The organism is Chromobacterium sp. W521, from assembly GCF_052805975.1.
The window spans coordinates 1-16,375 of record NZ_JBRBAF010000009.1 but is presented as its reverse complement, the minus strand read 5'-3'; the positions used below and the strand labels follow the sequence as shown (position 1 = coordinate 16,375).

Annotated in this window: 9 protein-coding genes; 3 read left to right on the top strand and 6 right to left on the bottom strand. The window is 62.5% G+C overall.

The window, feature by feature from the left end:
* Positions 1 to 12 precede the first annotated feature (12 nt).
* A complete protein-coding gene (locus ACUXV1_RS15050; protein WP_446015989.1) occupies positions 13 to 1,689 on the bottom strand; it encodes a ShlB/FhaC/HecB family hemolysin secretion/activation protein in 1,677 nt (558 codons plus the stop codon).
* Between the two features lie 481 nt (positions 1,690 to 2,170).
* Here ACUXV1_RS15050 and ACUXV1_RS15045 point away from each other — a divergent pair, with 481 nt between their 5' ends.
* Positions 2,171 to 7,852, top strand: coding sequence for an alpha-2-macroglobulin family protein (locus ACUXV1_RS15045; protein WP_446015990.1), 5,682 nt, complete (start codon positions 2,171 to 2,173; stop codon positions 7,850 to 7,852).
* Between the two features lie 88 nt (positions 7,853 to 7,940).
* Here ACUXV1_RS15045 and ACUXV1_RS15040 read toward each other — a convergent pair whose 3' ends face one another.
* Both ACUXV1_RS15040 and ACUXV1_RS15035 read right to left on the bottom strand, forming a co-directional pair.
* Positions 7,941 to 8,477 carry a hypothetical protein gene (locus ACUXV1_RS15040; RefSeq protein ID WP_446015991.1) on the bottom strand — a complete coding sequence of 179 codons (537 nt, stop codon included), beginning with the start codon at positions 8,475 to 8,477 and terminating at the stop codon, positions 7,941 to 7,943.
* A gap of 79 nt (positions 8,478 to 8,556) precedes the next feature.
* Complete coding sequence (locus tag ACUXV1_RS15035; protein ID WP_043641426.1) at positions 8,557 to 9,084, bottom strand: inclusion body family protein; 528 nt, start codon at positions 9,082 to 9,084, stop codon at positions 8,557 to 8,559.
* A 249-nt stretch (positions 9,085 to 9,333) separates the two neighbouring features.
* Here ACUXV1_RS15035 and pbpC point away from each other — a divergent pair, with 249 nt between their 5' ends.
* Both pbpC and ACUXV1_RS15025 read left to right on the top strand, forming a co-directional pair.
* Entirely contained in the window at positions 9,334 to 11,589 is a 2,256-nt protein-coding gene (gene pbpC, locus ACUXV1_RS15030; protein WP_446015993.1) for a penicillin-binding protein 1C, read from the top strand.
* 70 nt (positions 11,590 to 11,659) lie between these two features.
* Positions 11,660 to 12,658 (top strand): patatin-like phospholipase family protein, encoded by a 999-nt coding sequence (locus tag ACUXV1_RS15025; protein WP_446015994.1) that lies wholly within the window; start codon positions 11,660 to 11,662, stop codon positions 12,656 to 12,658.
* A gap of 172 nt (positions 12,659 to 12,830) precedes the next feature.
* On the opposite strand, the gene ACUXV1_RS15020 is transcribed toward ACUXV1_RS15025, so the two are convergent.
* The 3 genes from ACUXV1_RS15020 to yedE form a co-directional block, all read right to left on the bottom strand.
* Positions 12,831 to 14,366 carry a DUF3472 domain-containing protein gene (locus tag ACUXV1_RS15020; protein ID WP_446015995.1) on the bottom strand — a complete coding sequence of 512 codons (1,536 nt, stop codon included), beginning with the start codon at positions 14,364 to 14,366 and terminating at the stop codon, positions 12,831 to 12,833.
* Positions 14,367 to 14,505: 139 nt separating this feature from the next.
* A complete protein-coding gene (yedF, locus tag ACUXV1_RS15015) occupies positions 14,506 to 14,745 on the bottom strand; it encodes a sulfurtransferase-like selenium metabolism protein YedF (RefSeq protein ID WP_019100738.1) in 240 nt (79 codons plus the stop codon).
* Positions 14,742 to 15,953 (bottom strand): selenium metabolism membrane protein YedE/FdhT, encoded by a 1,212-nt coding sequence (gene yedE / locus ACUXV1_RS15010; protein ID WP_446015996.1) that lies wholly within the window; start codon positions 15,951 to 15,953, stop codon positions 14,742 to 14,744. Before yedE ends, yedF begins: the two co-directional genes overlap by 4 nt.
* Between the last annotated feature and the right edge of the window lie 422 nt (positions 15,954 to 16,375).

The window sequence follows — 16,375 nt, the reverse complement described above, 5'->3', positions numbered from 1 at the left end:
AAATTAAGATATTCAGAATTGAATATTCAAGCTGAATCCTGACGCGGCGCCGGTTTGGAAGCCGGCGGGTTTCTGAATAGGCCAAGCGGTGAACATGTCGTAGGACAGTCGCTTGAACAAACTGCCGCGCATGCCGACTGCGCCGCCCGCCAGCTGACGGCCTATCAGCAGAGCGCTGGCTGCGCCGCTGACGCGGCCCAGATCCAGCCCCAGATACAATTCCTGGCCGCTGGGGCCCATTGCCCAGGACAACTCGTTGCGCCACAGCCAGCCGCGCTCGCTGGACAGGCTCAGATCGCCGTCGAAGCCGCGCACGGTGTAGCGACCGCCAATGACGAAGCGGTCCTGCGGCACCAGCGCGCCCTTGCTCCACTGGCCGCGCCATTGACTGTTGATCCGCAACTTTTGCGCGCCGATTTGCAGCGGCTGGTTGTAACTCAGGTCCGCAGTCACGACACTGGGACGAGAGCCGCCGCCGCCCGTTTCCTCCTCCGGCGCGGGCAAGGCGCCCAGCATGGCGGTGCCGCGCCGCCAGTTAAGGCCGGCGTCCAGTGTGGCGTCGCCCAGATAAGAACGCTGGTTCAGCCCCAGCTCCCAACCAGCGGTCTGCCGGTGCTGCAGGCGGATTTCCGTGTCTTCGACGAAGTTGCGCGATTTGCGCTGGTAGGCGCGCAGGCTGAGCGTGGTTTTGTGCGCCTGGCTGCGGAACACCACCCGCGACAAGTTCAGTTGGCTGTTCTCGCTATCGCCGCGATACAGATATTTCTCGTTGGCGCCGGCTATGGTCTGGTGGTAGCGGTAATCATTGAGAGTCAGGCCCAGTTGCCAGTAACCCAAGGGCAGCGAGTAATGCAGCGAACGGCTTTTAGAACCCAACGGATCATGCTGGAACAAGTCCTTGCCCTGGCTGTAATAGAACAGGTCATTGACGGTGAGCAGATTGTCCAGCGACAGCGTGGCGCTGCCTTGGTAGCGGCCGGTGGCGTCGCTGCCGCCGTCGTCCAGGCTCAAGGATAGGCGGATGGGCAAGGTCTCTTTCCAGGCAATCACTAGGTCGCTTTTACCATCGGCGCCCGCCGGTTCGATCTGGATATCGGCATCCGCCGTCGGCACCCGCTTGAAGTTTTCCAGCGCTTGTTCGATATCGCGCAGATTGAGCATATCCCCCGGCCGCGCCGGCAGCGCGTTTGACCAGCGCGCGCGCCACGACGCCGGTTCAGCAAAGCGGATGGACTGGATGCGTCCGGGAATCAACGTCAGCGTCAGCACCCCCGGCTTCAAGTCCTGCGGCGTGACCAGTACCCGGGTAGTCACATAACCCTGGGCGATCAAGGCGTTTTGCACCCGCTTCATCGCCAGGTTCACCCCTTGAGCGCCCAGGCAGCGGCCGACGGCGTCGGCGGCGGCCAAGGCCCATCTGAAGCGCTCGGCCAGTTCGCCAACCATACGCAGTTCGTGAATGGCGAAACACGGGGCCTCGCTGGCCGGATAGTCCGCTAAAACGTCGGCCTGCCGCGGCAGACGTACATCAGGCGCCGCCGGCAGTACCTGCTCTTGCAAGGCACGCTCGCGCTCCTGTTGCAGGATCAGCGCCTGATCCGGGGAGGGGTGGGTATTGGACCAAGCCCAAGAGCTATGGACGCCGGCTAAGATACAGACCAGGGCGACAGGCCAGTGTATTGATGACATATCCAGATTTCACTATCTGTCTGCTGGGTTTCAGCGCATTGACATGAAGTCCGGACCGTAGCATGACTACCTGGGTTTGTTGTGTAGGATTTTTCCCAAAAATAACAAGAAAAATCATGAGATTAAAATAAAACCCATCAAAATCAGCAATAGTTAAATAGAGCTTATAGCGAGACAAGCACGCTTTTTTCAATGCGCCCTCAACCCGTCAGAATTCTTGACGCCCCGCCAGTCTGTTTAGGTTGTACAGCGCGCTGTGATCCATCACACGGCGCCCGGCGTAGAAGCCCATAAAACCCTTTTTCAAAATGACAATCATCTGCGTTTCACTCAGAAAATCGCAGTGAAATGGTAAAAACCACTCGTTTGTGTTTGGCTTTTAATACTCCTTCCAAAACAACAAACAAAGATTGCAGCTCTTCCACGCTCAAGCGCAGGCCAGCCGCGTATAATCGCCATGGTATTTTCCGGAGCTTCGCCCATGTCTTTGCCATTCCGCCTTGCCCCCGCTCTTTTGAGTTTCGCCTGCGCCGCCGCTCTTGCCGCCGGCGTCACCACCTTCAGCCCACAGGGCGAAGTCAAAGAAGTGCAGCAGGTGCGCGCCACCTTCAACAGCAGCATGATTCCACTGGGCAATAGCGCCGCGCCGGCGCCGTTCGCCTGGAGCTGCGGCCTGAAAGCCAAGGGGCATTGGGTGGACGACAAGACCTGGGTGCTGGACGTATCCGAAACCCCGGCCGCCAATACCGACTGCCGCTTCACGCCCAAACCCGGCCTCAAGGACTTGCAAGGCAACGCGCTGGGCGCTGGCCTGAGTTTCCGCTTCTACACCGGCGCGCCAGTGGTGGTGGAACGCTGGCCGCACAGTGGCCGCATCGAGGAAGACCAGGCCTTCGTACTGCAATTCAACGGCGCCGGCGTGCCGGCTTCCTCCTTGTATTGCCAATCTTCCAGCCTGCCGGAACGCATCCCGGTCCAGCCCTTGCCGGCCGGGGAGCGCGCGGCGCTGCTCAAGCATCTGAAACTGGAACAACAATCCGCCAAGGTGCTGACGTTGCGCTGCGGCCAGCGGCTGGCGCCGGACAGCAAGCTCACGCTGGTGCACCAGCGCGGCGCGGTCACGCCGGACCGGCTCAATTACCAGGTGCGGCCGCCGTTCACCGCCAGCATGAGCTGCCTGCGCGAGAACGCTAAAGGCGCATGCATTCCGTTCAAGCCCATTACCCTCAACTTCAGCTCGCCGGTGCCGGAAAAACTGGCGATGGCGGTGCGCCTGAGCGGCGCCGGCGCCGAGCGCCCGCCGCAGGCGGAGGCGCGCAGCAAGGGCGAGCCGGTGGACAGCATCAGCTTTGCGCCGCCGTTCCCGCCCTTGGAAACGCTGACCCTGAAGCTGCCCAAGGACTTTAGCGACGAGGTGGGCCGGCCGCTGGTCAACGCGGAGCGCTTCCCGCTGACCATCAAGCTGGCCGACTACCCGCCCTTGGCCAAATTCGCCGCCGCGCCCTTTGGCATCATAGAGTCCGGCGCGGACGCGGCGCTGCCCATCACCCTGCGCGGGGTAGAGGGCGACCTCAACATCAAATCGGTGCAATTAGGCGGCCAGGCGCTGCGGCTGAACAAGGACCAGGACATGATGACCTGGCTGGCCAAGGTATTGCGCTATCACGAAAGCTATCTGCCCGCAGGCAAGGACAAGACCATAGAAAGCCGGCGCCTGTCCCTGCTGGCCAAGGAAAAGGCCGCTCAGCCGCTGAAGCTGCCCAGCCAGCCGGACAAACAGGGGAAATGGCCATTTGAAGTGGTGGGCATCCCCCTGCCCAAGCCCGGCCTCTACGTGGTGGAAGTATCCTCGCGGCTGCTGGGCAAATCGCTGCTGGCCAGCTCCAAGCCCATGTATGTGCGCACCGCCGCGCTGGTCACCAATATGGCGGTGCACTTCAAAAGCTCCAAGGAAAACGCCGCGGTGTGGGTGACCACGTTGGACAAGGGCAAGCCGGTGCCGGCCGCCCGCGTCAACATCTACGATTGCAAGGGCAACGCGCTGTGGTCCGGCAAAACCGACGCCAAGGGCGTGGCCACGGTCAAATCCGTGCTGCCGGCCGGCAGCTGCGACAACGAGGAGCTGTCCGGCTTGTTCATCACCGCCGCCGCCAAGGACGCCAACGGCAACGACGACGTGTCCTTCGTCCGTTCCAGCTGGAACCGCGGCATCGAATCCTGGCGCTTCCCCTTCCCCACCCAGTGGAGCGACAGCCCCAACATCCTGGCCCACACCATCCTGGATCGAGCGCTGTTCCGCGCCGGTGAAACCGTGTCGATGAAGCATCTGCTGCGCACTCAGGTCAGCCGCGGCCTGGCCCAGCTCAAGCCCGGCCAGCTGCCGCAGCAACTGCGCATCGTCCACGACGGCAGCGGCGACGAAATCAGCCTGCCGCTAAGCTGGCGCAACAGCCGCTACGCGGAAAGCAGCTACGCCCTGCCCAAGGAAGCCAAGCTGGGCGAATACACGCTGTATCTGGAACGCAAAGGCGCGCGCGGCCCGGACGACAAGGACAAACCCTCCAGCCCGGAGCTGGACGGCTACTCGCTGCGCAGCGGCAACTTCCGAGTGGAGGAATTCCGCCTGCCCACCATGACTGGCCGCGTGTCCACGGTGAAGAACGCCGGCATCGCGCCCAAGCAGTTGCCGCTCAACGTATCCCTGTCCTGGGGCAACGGCGGCCCGGCCAAGGGCTGGCCGGTGGAAGTCAGCGCCATGCTGGCCGACGCCTACCAGCGCATCAAGGGCTATGAGGATTACAGCTTCTCGCCGCCGCAGCGCCAACGCGACCAAGCCGAATCCTCGCTGGACGGCAAAGTGCTGCTGGACAAGGCCGCGCTGCAACTGGACGCCAACGGCAACGGCAAGACCACGCTGGACAAGCTGCCCAAGCTGGACCGCCGCTATGACCTGGTCACCGAGGCCGCCTACCGCGACCCCAACGGCGAAGTGCAAACCTTGACCCGCCGCATTCCCCTGTGGCCGGCCGGCCTGCAAGTGGGCATCAGCGTGGACAGTTGGATCACCGCCGGCCGCGCCTTGCAGCTCAAGGCCGTGGTGCTGGACACCGCCGGCAAGCCGCTGGCCGGCAAGAATGTCAAAATCAGCCTGCGCGAACACCGCTACCTGTCCAGCCGCAAGCGGCTGGTGGGCGGCTTCTACGCCTGGGATCACAACGAAGAGACCGACGACAAGGGCAAGGTGTGCAGCGGCAGCACGGACGGCCGCGGCCTGATGTTCTGTGAAGTCAATCTCAAGGACGCCGGCGACATGGAGCTGATCGCCGAAGCCGCCGACGACAACGGCAACCTGGCGCAAAGCTCGCAATCCGTCTGGGTCAGCAAGCACGACGAGCTGTGGTTCGACGTGGACAACAACGACCGCATCGACATCCTGCCGGAAAAAATCAGCTACGCCCCCGGCGAAACCGCCCGTTTCCAGGTGCGCATGCCCTTCCGCAAAGCCACCGCCTGGCTGGCGATTGAACGCGAAGGCGTGATCGAAACCCGTGTGGTGGAGTTGGAAGGCAAGAACCCGGTGATCGAACTCAAGATAGAACCGGGCTGGACGCCCAACGTCTACGTTTCGGTGCTGGCGGTACGCGGTCGCGTGCGCGAAGTGCCTTGGTACTCCTTCTTCACCTGGGGCTGGAAAACGCCGGGCGAGTGGTGGGACGCCTATTGGAACGAAGGCGGCGACTACACCCCGCCCACCAGCATGGTGGACCTGTCGCGGCCGGCCTTCAAATACGGCATTGCCGAAATCCAGGTGGGGGACGCCGCCAAACGGCTGGACGTGACCGTGAGCCCGGCGCGCAAGAGCTACGGCATCCGCGAAACGGCCGAAGTGGCCATTCAGGTCAAGCTGCCCGACGGCAAGCCGGCGCCGGCCGGCACCGAAGTGGCCTTCGCCGCGGTGGATGAAGCGCTGCTGGAACTGCAGCCCAACCGCAGCTGGGAACTAATGCAGGCCATGTACCAGCGCCACAGCTACGGCGTGGAAACCGCCACCGCCCAGCTGGAAGTGGTGGGCAAGCGGCATTACGGCCGCAAGTCGCTGCCGCCGGGCGGCGGCGGCGGCAAGGCGCCCACCCGCGAGCTGCTGGACACCCTGCTGCTGTGGCAGCCGCGCGTGGTGCTGGACGCCAATGGCAGCGCCCGCGTCAAAGTGCCGATCAACGACTCGCTGACCCGCTTCCGCCTGATGGCGGTGGCCGATGTGGGCAATGACCTGTTCGGCACCGGCGAAGCCGGTTTCAACGTCACCCAGGACCTGCAACTAAGCTCCGGCATCCCGCCGCTGGCGCGCGAAGGCGACCAGTTCAGCGCCGGCGTCACCGTGCGCAACGGCGGCGACAAGCCGCTCAAGGTCAAGGTTCAGGCCGGCGCGCCCGGCCTGCCGGCGCTGCCGCCGCAGGAAGTCAGCCTGCCGGTGGGCGAGGCGCGGCTATTGAGCTGGCCGGTGACAGTGCCCAACGACGTCAAGGAACTGAAATGGAGCTTCAGCGCTCAGCAAGTGGACGGCAAGGCCGCCGACAAGCTGGCTGTGCGCCAGGAAATCGAACCGGCGGTGCCCATCACCGTGGAGCAAGCCACGCTGCAGCGCGTGGCGCCGGAGCTCGGCATCCCCGTCGCCTTGCCGCCGGGCGCCCTGCCCGGCCGCGGCGGCATCCGCGTCAGCCTGCAGGCCAAGCTGGGCAATGAACTACCCGGCGTGCGCCGCTGGTTCCAGGACTACCCCTATGTCTGCCTGGAACAGCGCAGCTCGGTGGCGCTGGGCCTGGCCGACGCCAAGCGTTGGGATCAATTGATGAGCGAGCTGCCGCTATACCTGGACGGCAGCGGCCTGGCCGCCTACTTCCCGCTGGCCGAAGGCGCGCCGGACCGCGGCAGCGATATCCTCAGCAGCTATCTGCTGGCCGCCGCCCACGAAGCCGGCGTTTCCATCCCCGAAGCCCAGCGCGCGCGGCTGCTGGACGGCCTTTCCGCCTTCGTCGAAGGCCGGCTCAAACGCGATCTGCCGCTGGGCCGCCAGGACGCCGACGTCCGCCGTCTGAACGCGATGGATGCGCTGGCGCGTTACGGCCGCTTCCGTCCGGCCATGCTGGACGTGCTGGACCTCAACCCGCAGAAAATGAGTACCGCCATGTTAGTGGACTGGCTGGCGCTGCTTAACCGCGCCGTCGACATCCCGCAGCGCGCCGCGCGGCTGAGCGAGGCAGAAAACCTGCTGCGCGCAAGGCTCACCTACCAGGGCACCCGCATGGGCTTCAGCACCGAGGCCAGCGACAACGCCTGGTGGCTGATGGGCAACGCCGACGTCAACGCCGCCAAGCTGCTGCTGGCTGTGCGCAAGCTGCCTGGCTGGCAGGCGGACATGCCCCGCCTGCTCACCGGCCTGCTCGGCCGACAGCAAAAAGGCCATTGGGGCACCACCACCTCTAATCTATGGGGCAGCCTGGCTGTCGCGCAATTCTCGCGTCAGTTCGAAACCACGCCGGTCAGCGGCCAGACCAGCGCCGCGCTGGGCAGCGCCAAGCTGAACCTGGCTTGGCCGCAGGACGGCGTCAAGGCGCTGGGCCTGCTGCCCTGGCCTGCTGCCGGCGGCAGCCTGCAGCTCAAACACGCCGGCGGCGGCGCGCCATGGGCCACGGTCCAGGCCGAGGCCGCCATTGCGCTCAAGGCTCCGCGCTACGCCGGCTACAGCATCAAGAAAACGCTAAGCCCGGTCAGCCAGAAAACCAACGGTCAGTACCAACCCGGCGATGTGGTCAAGATCACGCTGGAGATCCAGGCGCAAAGCGATATGACCTGGGTGGTGGTCAACGACCCGATCCCAGCCGGCGCCACCATCCTGGGTTCCGGCCTGGGCCGGGATTCGGCGATCAACGCCAAGGCGGACAAGGACGGCGACCCCGCCGACTATGTGGAGCGCCGCTTCTCCGGCTACCGCGCCTACTACGGCTACGTGCCGCGCGGCAGTCTTAAAACCAGCTACACCATGCGTCTGAACAACCCCGGCGCCTTCAAGCTGCCGCCGACGCGGGTGGAAGCGCTGTACGCGCCAGACGTGTTTGGCATGTTGCCAAATAGCGTATTCCATGTAGGGAAAGGGGAAAATTAAGTCAGCGCCCCCTCTGTGGCCAAAATTAAAGAGGGGGCAGCAAGTGCGCAGTGCGCAATTTCTTAATGCCCGCGCCGACAACAGCCGCTTATGGAATGACGATGGACACGCTGAGCACGCGAGTCCCTAGCCTTTCCTCATGGGAGCCATCAGACTTGGGACGGCCGTAGAGGTGGAGCGTGATGCGGAAATCTTCTCGACCAGAATCCGTCACATCATGACTCCAGTAAAAAGACGGCACTTTGTCAGCATAGAGCCTTGCCATATTGATTTCGGAAGTGGAGGCATCCTGCTCGGGTCGCAACTGCCCTCTTTTGCAGAGGCATGGGGCAGTGATTGAGGTAGCGGCCTGCCCTCCGATATGATCAATGGCATAGGGGATGATGCCCATCCCCTGGCTTGGGGATGCGCTCACGCCATACCAGCGTATCGTATTTCCCACCCTAGCTTCGGGCAGAGACAATAGGAGCAAGCCATCCTGAAAACGCTCTTCAACGAGGGTATGGCTGGAAAAAACCCGTACCATGCCTTCATCGGCTGCCACGGGCGAATGTTCCTGCAGACCCAAGACGTTTAGCGGCACGCCCGGTTGCAACGCCAGGGTCAAGTCGATAACAGGATTCATGATTCATCCTTACAATAGGTAAAAGTGCCGGCAAACTGAACAGCCTGCCGGCACTTCGCGTTAAAGAAATTCTGCTATTTCAAGAAACCTGAATAACAGGATCCCAATAGAAATAACCAAGAGTCTTAACTTGATTGCCACTTACTTGCTCGGTGATATAGAACCAAACCTGATAGTTTTCAGTGCCCGTATCAGTTACGTTGCACCCAAGATAATAGTTTGGAATTTGTTGCGCCGTATAATTAAGCGGGTCCACCACTTTGTCGGCATTCTGATTGGGAATTGGCACCCAAGGTCTGGACTCGGTCGGAACCGGAATACTGGTAACCTGACTGCCAGAGAATTTTTGAATTTTGTAAACGATAACGCTTTGGCTGACGTTTGAAGACAAAGACAATGCACGCCACCTGATCACATCGTCGACTTCAGCCTTCACCGCCAAATCAGCTGAAGCTTGTCCACCTGTGACAAAGCGGCTCTCCGCTACCATGTAAACATCCAGATGGGCGATGCCGGTTGGCTGGCCAGAACTTTGGCTTGGATTAGGGTATTTTTTGAGAATGGTTTGCGTATCGAACACCATTTCAATGTTGATAATATTGCTCATTTCTTCCTCCGCATGTGAACCATCTTAATCAGGCGAAACAGCTTCACCTCAAGGCCATTTATTGATACAACAGGATCAAGAAAATAGAACCTAGTGCAAATACCTATAGCAAATATCCATCAAAATATTTTGTTGTAATTAACAATATTTGACTGAAAAATATCTCAATTAAAATTGCACCATGCAATTCGCATGCGACACATAGCCCACTTTCATGCCATTCACTCAGCAACAAATACGGTTTCGTACATGATGCGCCGCCCCCCTCATGGCCTACTGCTCTCTAAACATCCGCGCTATGCCTACCTTTTTAAGCTCACGGCTTTAAAGAAATGGACTTGGCTGGCGGCTCTGGCTTTCAGCGCCGCCGCCGCGCCGGCGCTGGCTCAGCCCAGTTTTCAGCAGGTTAAAGCGGAGTGGCGTCCGTCGGACGTTGTGGTACTGGACCGCAACGGCCAACCCATGCAGCGGCTGCGAGTGGACAAACAAGGCCGGCGGCTGGACTGGGTGGGTCTGGCGGACACCTCGCCGGCTTTCCGCCACGCGCTGGTGGTGTCGGAAGACCGGCGTTTCTACCAGCACAGCGGCGTAGACTGGTCCGGCGTGGCCGCCGCGGCCTGGGGCAATTTGTGGAACACTCGCACCCGCGGCGCCTCCACGCTGACCATGCAACTGGCCGGTCTACTGGATAGTGATCTCAAGGTGGGCCGCAACGGCCGCAGCCTGTGGCAGAAGATGGGCCAGGGCTGGTCCGCCGCTTGGCTGGAAACCCATTGGAGCAAGGCTCAGATCCTGGAGGCCTACCTCAATCTGGTGGGCTTCCGCGGCGAACTGGTGGGTTTGTCCGCGCTGTCCGCCACCTTGTTCGGCAAGATGCCGGCCGGCCTCAACCTGGAAGAATCCGCCATCGCGGTGGCGCTAATCCGCGCGCCCAACGCCGCGCCGGACAAAGTGGCCACCCGCGCCTGCCGCATCCTGCAAGACATGCGCCGCCAGCCCAACTGCGCGGCGCTGGCGGTGCGTGCGCGCCAAGCGCTGGCGCAAAGCCGCGCCGCCAATCCGCTGGCCGAGCAGGACGCGCCCCACTTCGCCCAAAAACTGCTGCAGCGTCAGCCGCTGGCGGCCGGCAGCCGCATCGGTTCCACACTGGACCTGGGCCTGCAACGCTACGCGGCGTCGGTGCTGCGCCGGCACCTGGCCGCGCTGGCGCAGCGCAATGTGCAGGACGGCGCGCTGGTAGTGCTGGACAACGCCAGCGGCGACATCTTGGCCTGGGTGGGCTCCAGCGGCCGCGGCCTGTCCAGCGCGGCGGAAGTGGATGGCGTCACCTCGCTGCGCCAGGCCGGCTCCACGCTCAAGCCCTTCCTCTATCAACTGGCGCTGGAACGCCATTACCTGAGCGCCGCCTCCTTGCTGGGCGACAGCCCGCTGGACCTGCAAACCGGTTCCGGCCTTTACGCGCCGCAAAACTACGCCAAGGATTTCAAGGGTCTGGTGTCGGCGCGCACCGCGCTGGCCTCCTCCCTCAATGTGCCGGCGGTGCGCGCCATCGAAATGGTGGGCCCCAACGCGCTGCGCGACCGCCTGTACCGGCTGGGCCTGAGCAGCCTGCAACAGGACGGTGATTACTACGGCTACAGCCTGGCGCTGGGCGCCGCCGACATCCGCCTGCTGGAACTGGCCAACGCCTACCGCACCCTGGCCAACCAGGGCCTGGCCAGCCCGACCCGCTGGACGCTGGCGGACCCCAAACCCAAGCCGCAGCGTCTGCTGAACGCCGCCAGCAGCTTCATCATCGCCGACATCCTGTCCGACCGCACCGCCCGCGCGCGCACCTTCGGCCTGGAAAGCGCGCTATCCACCCGCTACTGGAGCGCGGTCAAGACCGGCACCAGCAAGGACATGCGCGACAACTGGGCGGTGGGCTTTTCCCGCCAGCGCACCGTGGCGGTGTGGGTGGGCAACGCCGCCGGCGAGCCGATGTGGGACGTGTCCGGCATGCACGGCGCGGCGCCGGTGTGGCAGGCGGTGCTGGACCGTGCCCAACAGGGCGCGCCGGCCTCCCTGCCGCCGACTCCGCCGCCCGGCGTGGTGAGGCAGAACGTGCGCTACGAGGGCGATGTCGAGGCCAGCCGTCGCGAATGGTTCCTGGCCGGTACCGAGCGCGCGCTGATCGTGCCTGAGCGCGGCGGCGCCGCCAGCCAGACGCCGGGCATCGCCGCGCCAGTGGACGGCAGCGTCTACGCGTTGGACCCGGACATCCCGCCGGCCAACCAGCGCCTGCTGCTGCGCGCGCGCGGCGTGGCCCGCCCGCAATGGTGGCTGAACGGCAAACGCCTGGGTGCCGGCGCCAGCCTGCCCTGGTTCCCCTGGCCCGGCCGCCACGCGCTGGAACTACGTGACGCCAAAGGTCTAGTGGTGGAGAAAATTCGCTTTGAAGTGCGCGGCGCCGTGATTACCCCTGGCCAGAAGGCCGGTAAAATGGGCTCTGCCGCCAAAAAATAGCAGCAAACATTGCTCCATGCCATAAACATAAACGGCAGATCGTTTTTACCTCAACGACAAGGAGCAACACATGAAGTATCCATTCGAAAACCTGGCCCTGTCCGGCGGCGGCGTCTGGGGCATCGCCTATCTGGGCATGTTGGAGGAACTGGAGAAGGCCGGCGCGCTGGGCCAAATCCAGCGCGTGGTCGGCGCCTCCGCCGGCGCCATTTCCTCCATGCTGATCAGCTTTCAGCTCAGCGCGGCCAAAACCAAGGAGCTGGCTGACACCCTGGACTACCGCAAAGTCCCGCAAAAGACCACCGAGCCGCGCTCGGTGCAACTGGACGCCGCCTACCACGCCTTCCAGACCCATGCGCCGGGCATCACACCTGAAGACTTCATCTGCCTGCTTCGGCTGATCAACAAGAAGGGCTGGTACTCCAGCGAATATTTCTACGGCTGGCTGCAAGGCGTCGTCGCCAGCCAGTTCAAGGACGGACGGCCGGGCAAGAAATACACCTTCGCCGACTTCGCCAACCCCGCACTGCACAAGAACGAACAAGCCTTCCGCCAGCTCCATGTGATCGGCTGCGACGCCAACACTCACCAGGCCAAGGTGTTCTCCACCGAACTAACCCCGGAGGTGGAAGTGGCCGAGGCGGTGCGCATTTCCATGTCCATCCCCTTCTTCTTCGAGGCGCAGAACTTCATCTACCCCCCGGAAGAGAAAGCCGACGTGTTCGTGGATGGCGGCACCATCTGGAACTACCCGATCAACTTCTTCGACGACAAACATCCGCCGGAGGCCACCTTCGGCGCCCGTTTCGATTCGCAAGCAAGCAAGCCGCCCCGCAACAAGGACAACAATCTCCTCCAGCACATCAAGGACATCACCCAAAGCGCCTGGCAGGCGCAAAACCTGAATTATCAGCACTCGCCGCTGGATCAGAAGCGCAGCATCAGCATAGACACCGGCTGCATCGACGCCACTGAATTCAACATCAGCCCCAACGACGACAACTATCAGCGGCTCTACCTAGCCGGCAGGGCCGCTACCTGCGCCTTCCTCTCGCGCTGCGAGCGCTAAGAACGAGTCTACGATCTCGCGAGCCTGAGCGAGACAAGGCGAAAACCGCTGAGAAAGTGGAATGTACTCGTGGTACATGAGCATTTCGAAGCGGTACTCACCGTGCCCGCAGCAGAAACAGGCTCTCAGCCGGTCCCCCGCGCCCCTGGCTCTTGAGCGCGGGGGTATTCGCTCACTCCGCAGCCAGCAAGCGCCAGCGCTGATTCGCGCCGCCGTGACAGGCCCATTGAATCAGCTGCTGGCCGGCCTGGACCGAGCTGTTGGCGACATCCACGCATTTGCCGGCCTGCGCGCCCACCAGGCTATAACTTCCCGCGCCGTCCGCCTTCAGGCTAAAACGCTGATTGGCCAGACCGCTGCACGGCCACTGAATCAACTTGCCCCCGTCCTGCTTGGAGCCGCCTTCCACGTCCAGGCATTGCCGGGAATGCGCGGCCGTCAATTGATAGCCGTCCCCGCTGGCAGCCAACTGCCATACCTGGTTCTGCCCAGTCGCCGTTTGCTGGACAACCGCCGCTCCGGAGGCCGCGCTATTGTCCTTGACCGTCAGCCACAAGCCGCTGCTCAAGGACTGCAACCGGTAAGACTTGCCCAGCTGCGGCCCAACGGCGTTGCTGTCTATGACTTTGGCGGCGCGCGCGTCGCTGCGGTCCAACACGTCGGTCAGCGTCAAGCTCACCTGCAGCTTGGCCGGCGTCGTTGCTCCCGCCGGCAGCTTCAAGCTGGCCGTGCGGCGCTCGCCGGAGATTTCGCCGCCTTGGGCCAAGGTCTTGCCGCTGGCCGCGTCTCCGACGCTGAGCTGGTATTTGAACTGCGGCGCCCCATAAGGGCTGGTTTGCCAACTCACCGTCACCACGCGCGCGGCGGCGTCGTATGCGGCGTTCAGTTGATCGATCTTGGCAGGATCCGCTTCCGGCGCGGCAGGGCGCCGGGCAGTGGAAATCAGCGGCGATTGAAACCCTGCTAGCGGCGCGCCCTGCTGCATCACGAAGCGCCCCAGCGCGGACACCGCATGCTGCTTGGCCTGCGCAGGCGTCAATTCTGTGACGGTGGGCGTGGCTCGGTTAATCGCCTGCCAGCCCTGCGTGCCGCGCGCCCATACATCGTAGTACTCGGCGGTGCGGGTCACCTCCTTGGCCTGACCGCTCCAGTTCTCGATGAAGCTGTTGGCGGACTGAGCCGCGAAATCGACATTGGCCACCGGGAAATCAAAAGTGGCGTGGTGGGTCCAAACCCGCGTGGCCGCGTCCCGCGTCCACATGCCAAAGTAAGTGTGGCCGTTTTGCTGCCAGTTGCGCACCAAGGACGTCACCGGCTGGCCAAGCGTCCACTTGGTTTGCAGATCGAAATACTTCAGTCCCTCGCCCTCCCCGCCAAAGCGCTCCACCTTGGCGCCGGGCTTGGCGTACACCGCGCGAATGGGCACGCCATGCACCGACACCGGGTCCCAAATCGAAAAGATATAGGCCGGCGCGCCGTTGTTGTGGCTCTGAATGCCGGTGTAGCCGCCCGCATCGCGGCCGCCGTTCCAGCCCAGTGTTTCGTAATACGTGTGCTGGTGGGTATTCAATACCTTCACCGTCATCATCAGGATGTCGGCGGAAACGTTGGGGTAATTGAGATGGGCGGAACCCGTGCCGGCCAGCGCCGACGCAACGGGAATACAGGACAGGACCAAGCCGGCGACGCCGCGGCTGAATGAGTACATGGCAACACCTCTATTCAATGAAGGGAAACCAAGGCCGGCCGCATACGACAACGGCCTGCCGCCAAAACACTTAATAAGTGAGTGAACGACAGGCCGCCCGGTTCCGCCTCCACGGCGGAATGGCACTATTTACACAAGCTCAACGCTGGATCAGATAGCGTATCGTCGGGCCGTCCTGCTGGATTTCCAGCACGGTGTAGCCATGGTTCTTGGCGTCCAGCGGGATGTTGTTGATGGACTGCGGGCAATCGGTCACCACTTCCAGAATTTCTCCCGGCTGCAGCTGCGGCATCGCCTCCAGCGTGGCCACCGCCGGATAAGGGCAAGGCTCGCCCATCATGTCCAAACGGTAATTCGGGGTATAACTCTGCTTGCTCATTCCGCCTCCTTGCTGAATCTAGCCGCCTGCGCCTTATTGGCGAAGAAGCGCTTTTCCCACCACATCACCGCCAGCATCGCCAGCGCCAACATTCCGTAAGTCAACACCAGGCCGCCTTGCGGGCCAAACACCGCCAGCAGGTTCACCTTGGCGTAATCAGTCGCCACCGCCGGCGCGATATCGTCCCACCACGCCGCCAGCAAGGTGGCGCCGACGATATTGCCCAGCCCCACCCACCAGTAATGCACCTGGCCCTCCACCGCGCGATACATCCAGCCGGTTTCGCAGCCGCCGGCCAGAACGATGCCGAAGCCGAACAACACACCGCCTATCACCGCATTGGGGCCTGCCCACAGGATCTTGGGCGGCACGCCCAACTGCACATAGCTGTACACGCCGATCACGCTCACCGCCATGCCGGCAATGATGGCCTTGGCCATCTGGGTGCGTCCGGTCAGCCACAGGTCGCGGAAGGCCGAGGTAAAGCACACCTGCGCGCGCTCGATGATCAAGCCGAAAGCCAGGCCGAACAAGGCCGCCAGCCCCAGCTTGGGCATGGAGAAGGTGCGGGCCAGCGCCCACAGCGTGAAGGCGACGAAAATCAGCATGCCCAGGCGGAAGCGCCGCCGCGCCTGATCCTCGCGCTGCTGCAAGGGCTGCGGCGCGTTCACCTTCTGCAGCTTCACCGGAATGCGGAACACCGGCAGCATGGTCACGCGCGCGCCAAACCAGGAACCCGCCGCCGTGGCCAGCGCAAACAACCAGGCATGCAGGGAAAACTGCGGAATGCCAGTGAAGAAGGCCGCCAGATTGCAGCCCATGGCCAAGCGCGCGCCAAAACCGGCGATCAGGCCGCCCAACACCGCCTGCGCGATGCGGATACGATGATGCGGCATGCGCAGCTTGACGTTGTTGGCCCACAAGGCAGCGGACAAACAGCCGGCGAACATGCCGATGATCATCATGCCGTCCACACGGTCCAGCGGCGTGCCTTCAAGATGGATCACCTTGAAATAACCCCAGGTTTCCGGATGAAAGCCAAACAACTGCAAGACGTGGCCGCCCCAACGCGTGAACTCCCCGGTCACCGCCCAGAAAGTGCCGGTAATGCCGAAATAATAAGCGGACAATACCCCAGCGGCGATCACCGCCGGGACCGGCGCCCAGAAGCGCACCAAGTATTGCGTCTTGAAATCCTGCCAAGTCATGGCTCAGGCGTCTCCCAATAAAAAAACCTGCTCGCAAGCAGGGTCAAAAGCACAAGGCTGGCATTGTAAAACAACACGCCGGCCTTTTCAGACGTGAATTGTCGCACCCGGCCGCCATCCGCGGCAAACCTTATATAGAACCGACTCATGATTGGATACGCATCGACAACCCGTAAATGATTTCAATTAAAACCAAATTCCTTTGGCATCAAAGCCTTTGTGCCAAGCCGTAAAAACACATAGAATAAGCTCGCTTTTTAATAATAACTATCAACAGCTATCGCGTAAGCCACAATGCCGCCGCTACGGCGCCTGAACACTTACTCGCAAACCTTCGCCAGATAGAGCCCTGAACCCATGGACTTAAGCACCCTGCTCGCCAGCTTCGCCTCCGCCTTCAACCAAGACCAACGCCTGCTCAC

What these genes read in the sequence shown, in the direction of transcription:
- ACUXV1_RS15035 (WP_043641426.1), bottom strand. Translation starts at nt 9,084, where the DNA reads ATGAGCAATATTATCAACATTGAAATGGTGTTCGATACGCAAACCATT.
- ACUXV1_RS15045 (WP_446015990.1), top strand. Translation starts at nt 2,171, where the DNA reads ATGTCTTTGCCATTCCGCCTTGCCCCCGCTCTTTTGAGTTTCGCCTGC.
- yedE (WP_446015996.1), bottom strand. Translation starts at nt 15,953, where the DNA reads ATGACTTGGCAGGATTTCAAGACGCAATACTTGGTGCGCTTCTGGGCG.
- ACUXV1_RS15050 (WP_446015989.1), bottom strand. Translation starts at nt 1,689, where the DNA reads ATGTCATCAATACACTGGCCTGTCGCCCTGGTCTGTATCTTAGCCGGC.
- ACUXV1_RS15020 (WP_446015995.1), bottom strand. Translation starts at nt 14,366, where the DNA reads ATGTACTCATTCAGCCGCGGCGTCGCCGGCTTGGTCCTGTCCTGTATT.
- pbpC (WP_446015993.1), top strand. Translation starts at nt 9,334, where the DNA reads ATGATGCGCCGCCCCCCTCATGGCCTACTGCTCTCTAAACATCCGCGC.
- yedF (WP_019100738.1), bottom strand. Translation starts at nt 14,745, where the DNA reads ATGAGCAAGCAGAGTTATACCCCGAATTACCGTTTGGACATGATGGGC.
- ACUXV1_RS15040 (WP_446015991.1), bottom strand. Translation starts at nt 8,477, where the DNA reads ATGAATCCTGTTATCGACTTGACCCTGGCGTTGCAACCGGGCGTGCCG.
- ACUXV1_RS15025 (WP_446015994.1), top strand. Translation starts at nt 11,660, where the DNA reads ATGAAGTATCCATTCGAAAACCTGGCCCTGTCCGGCGGCGGCGTCTGG.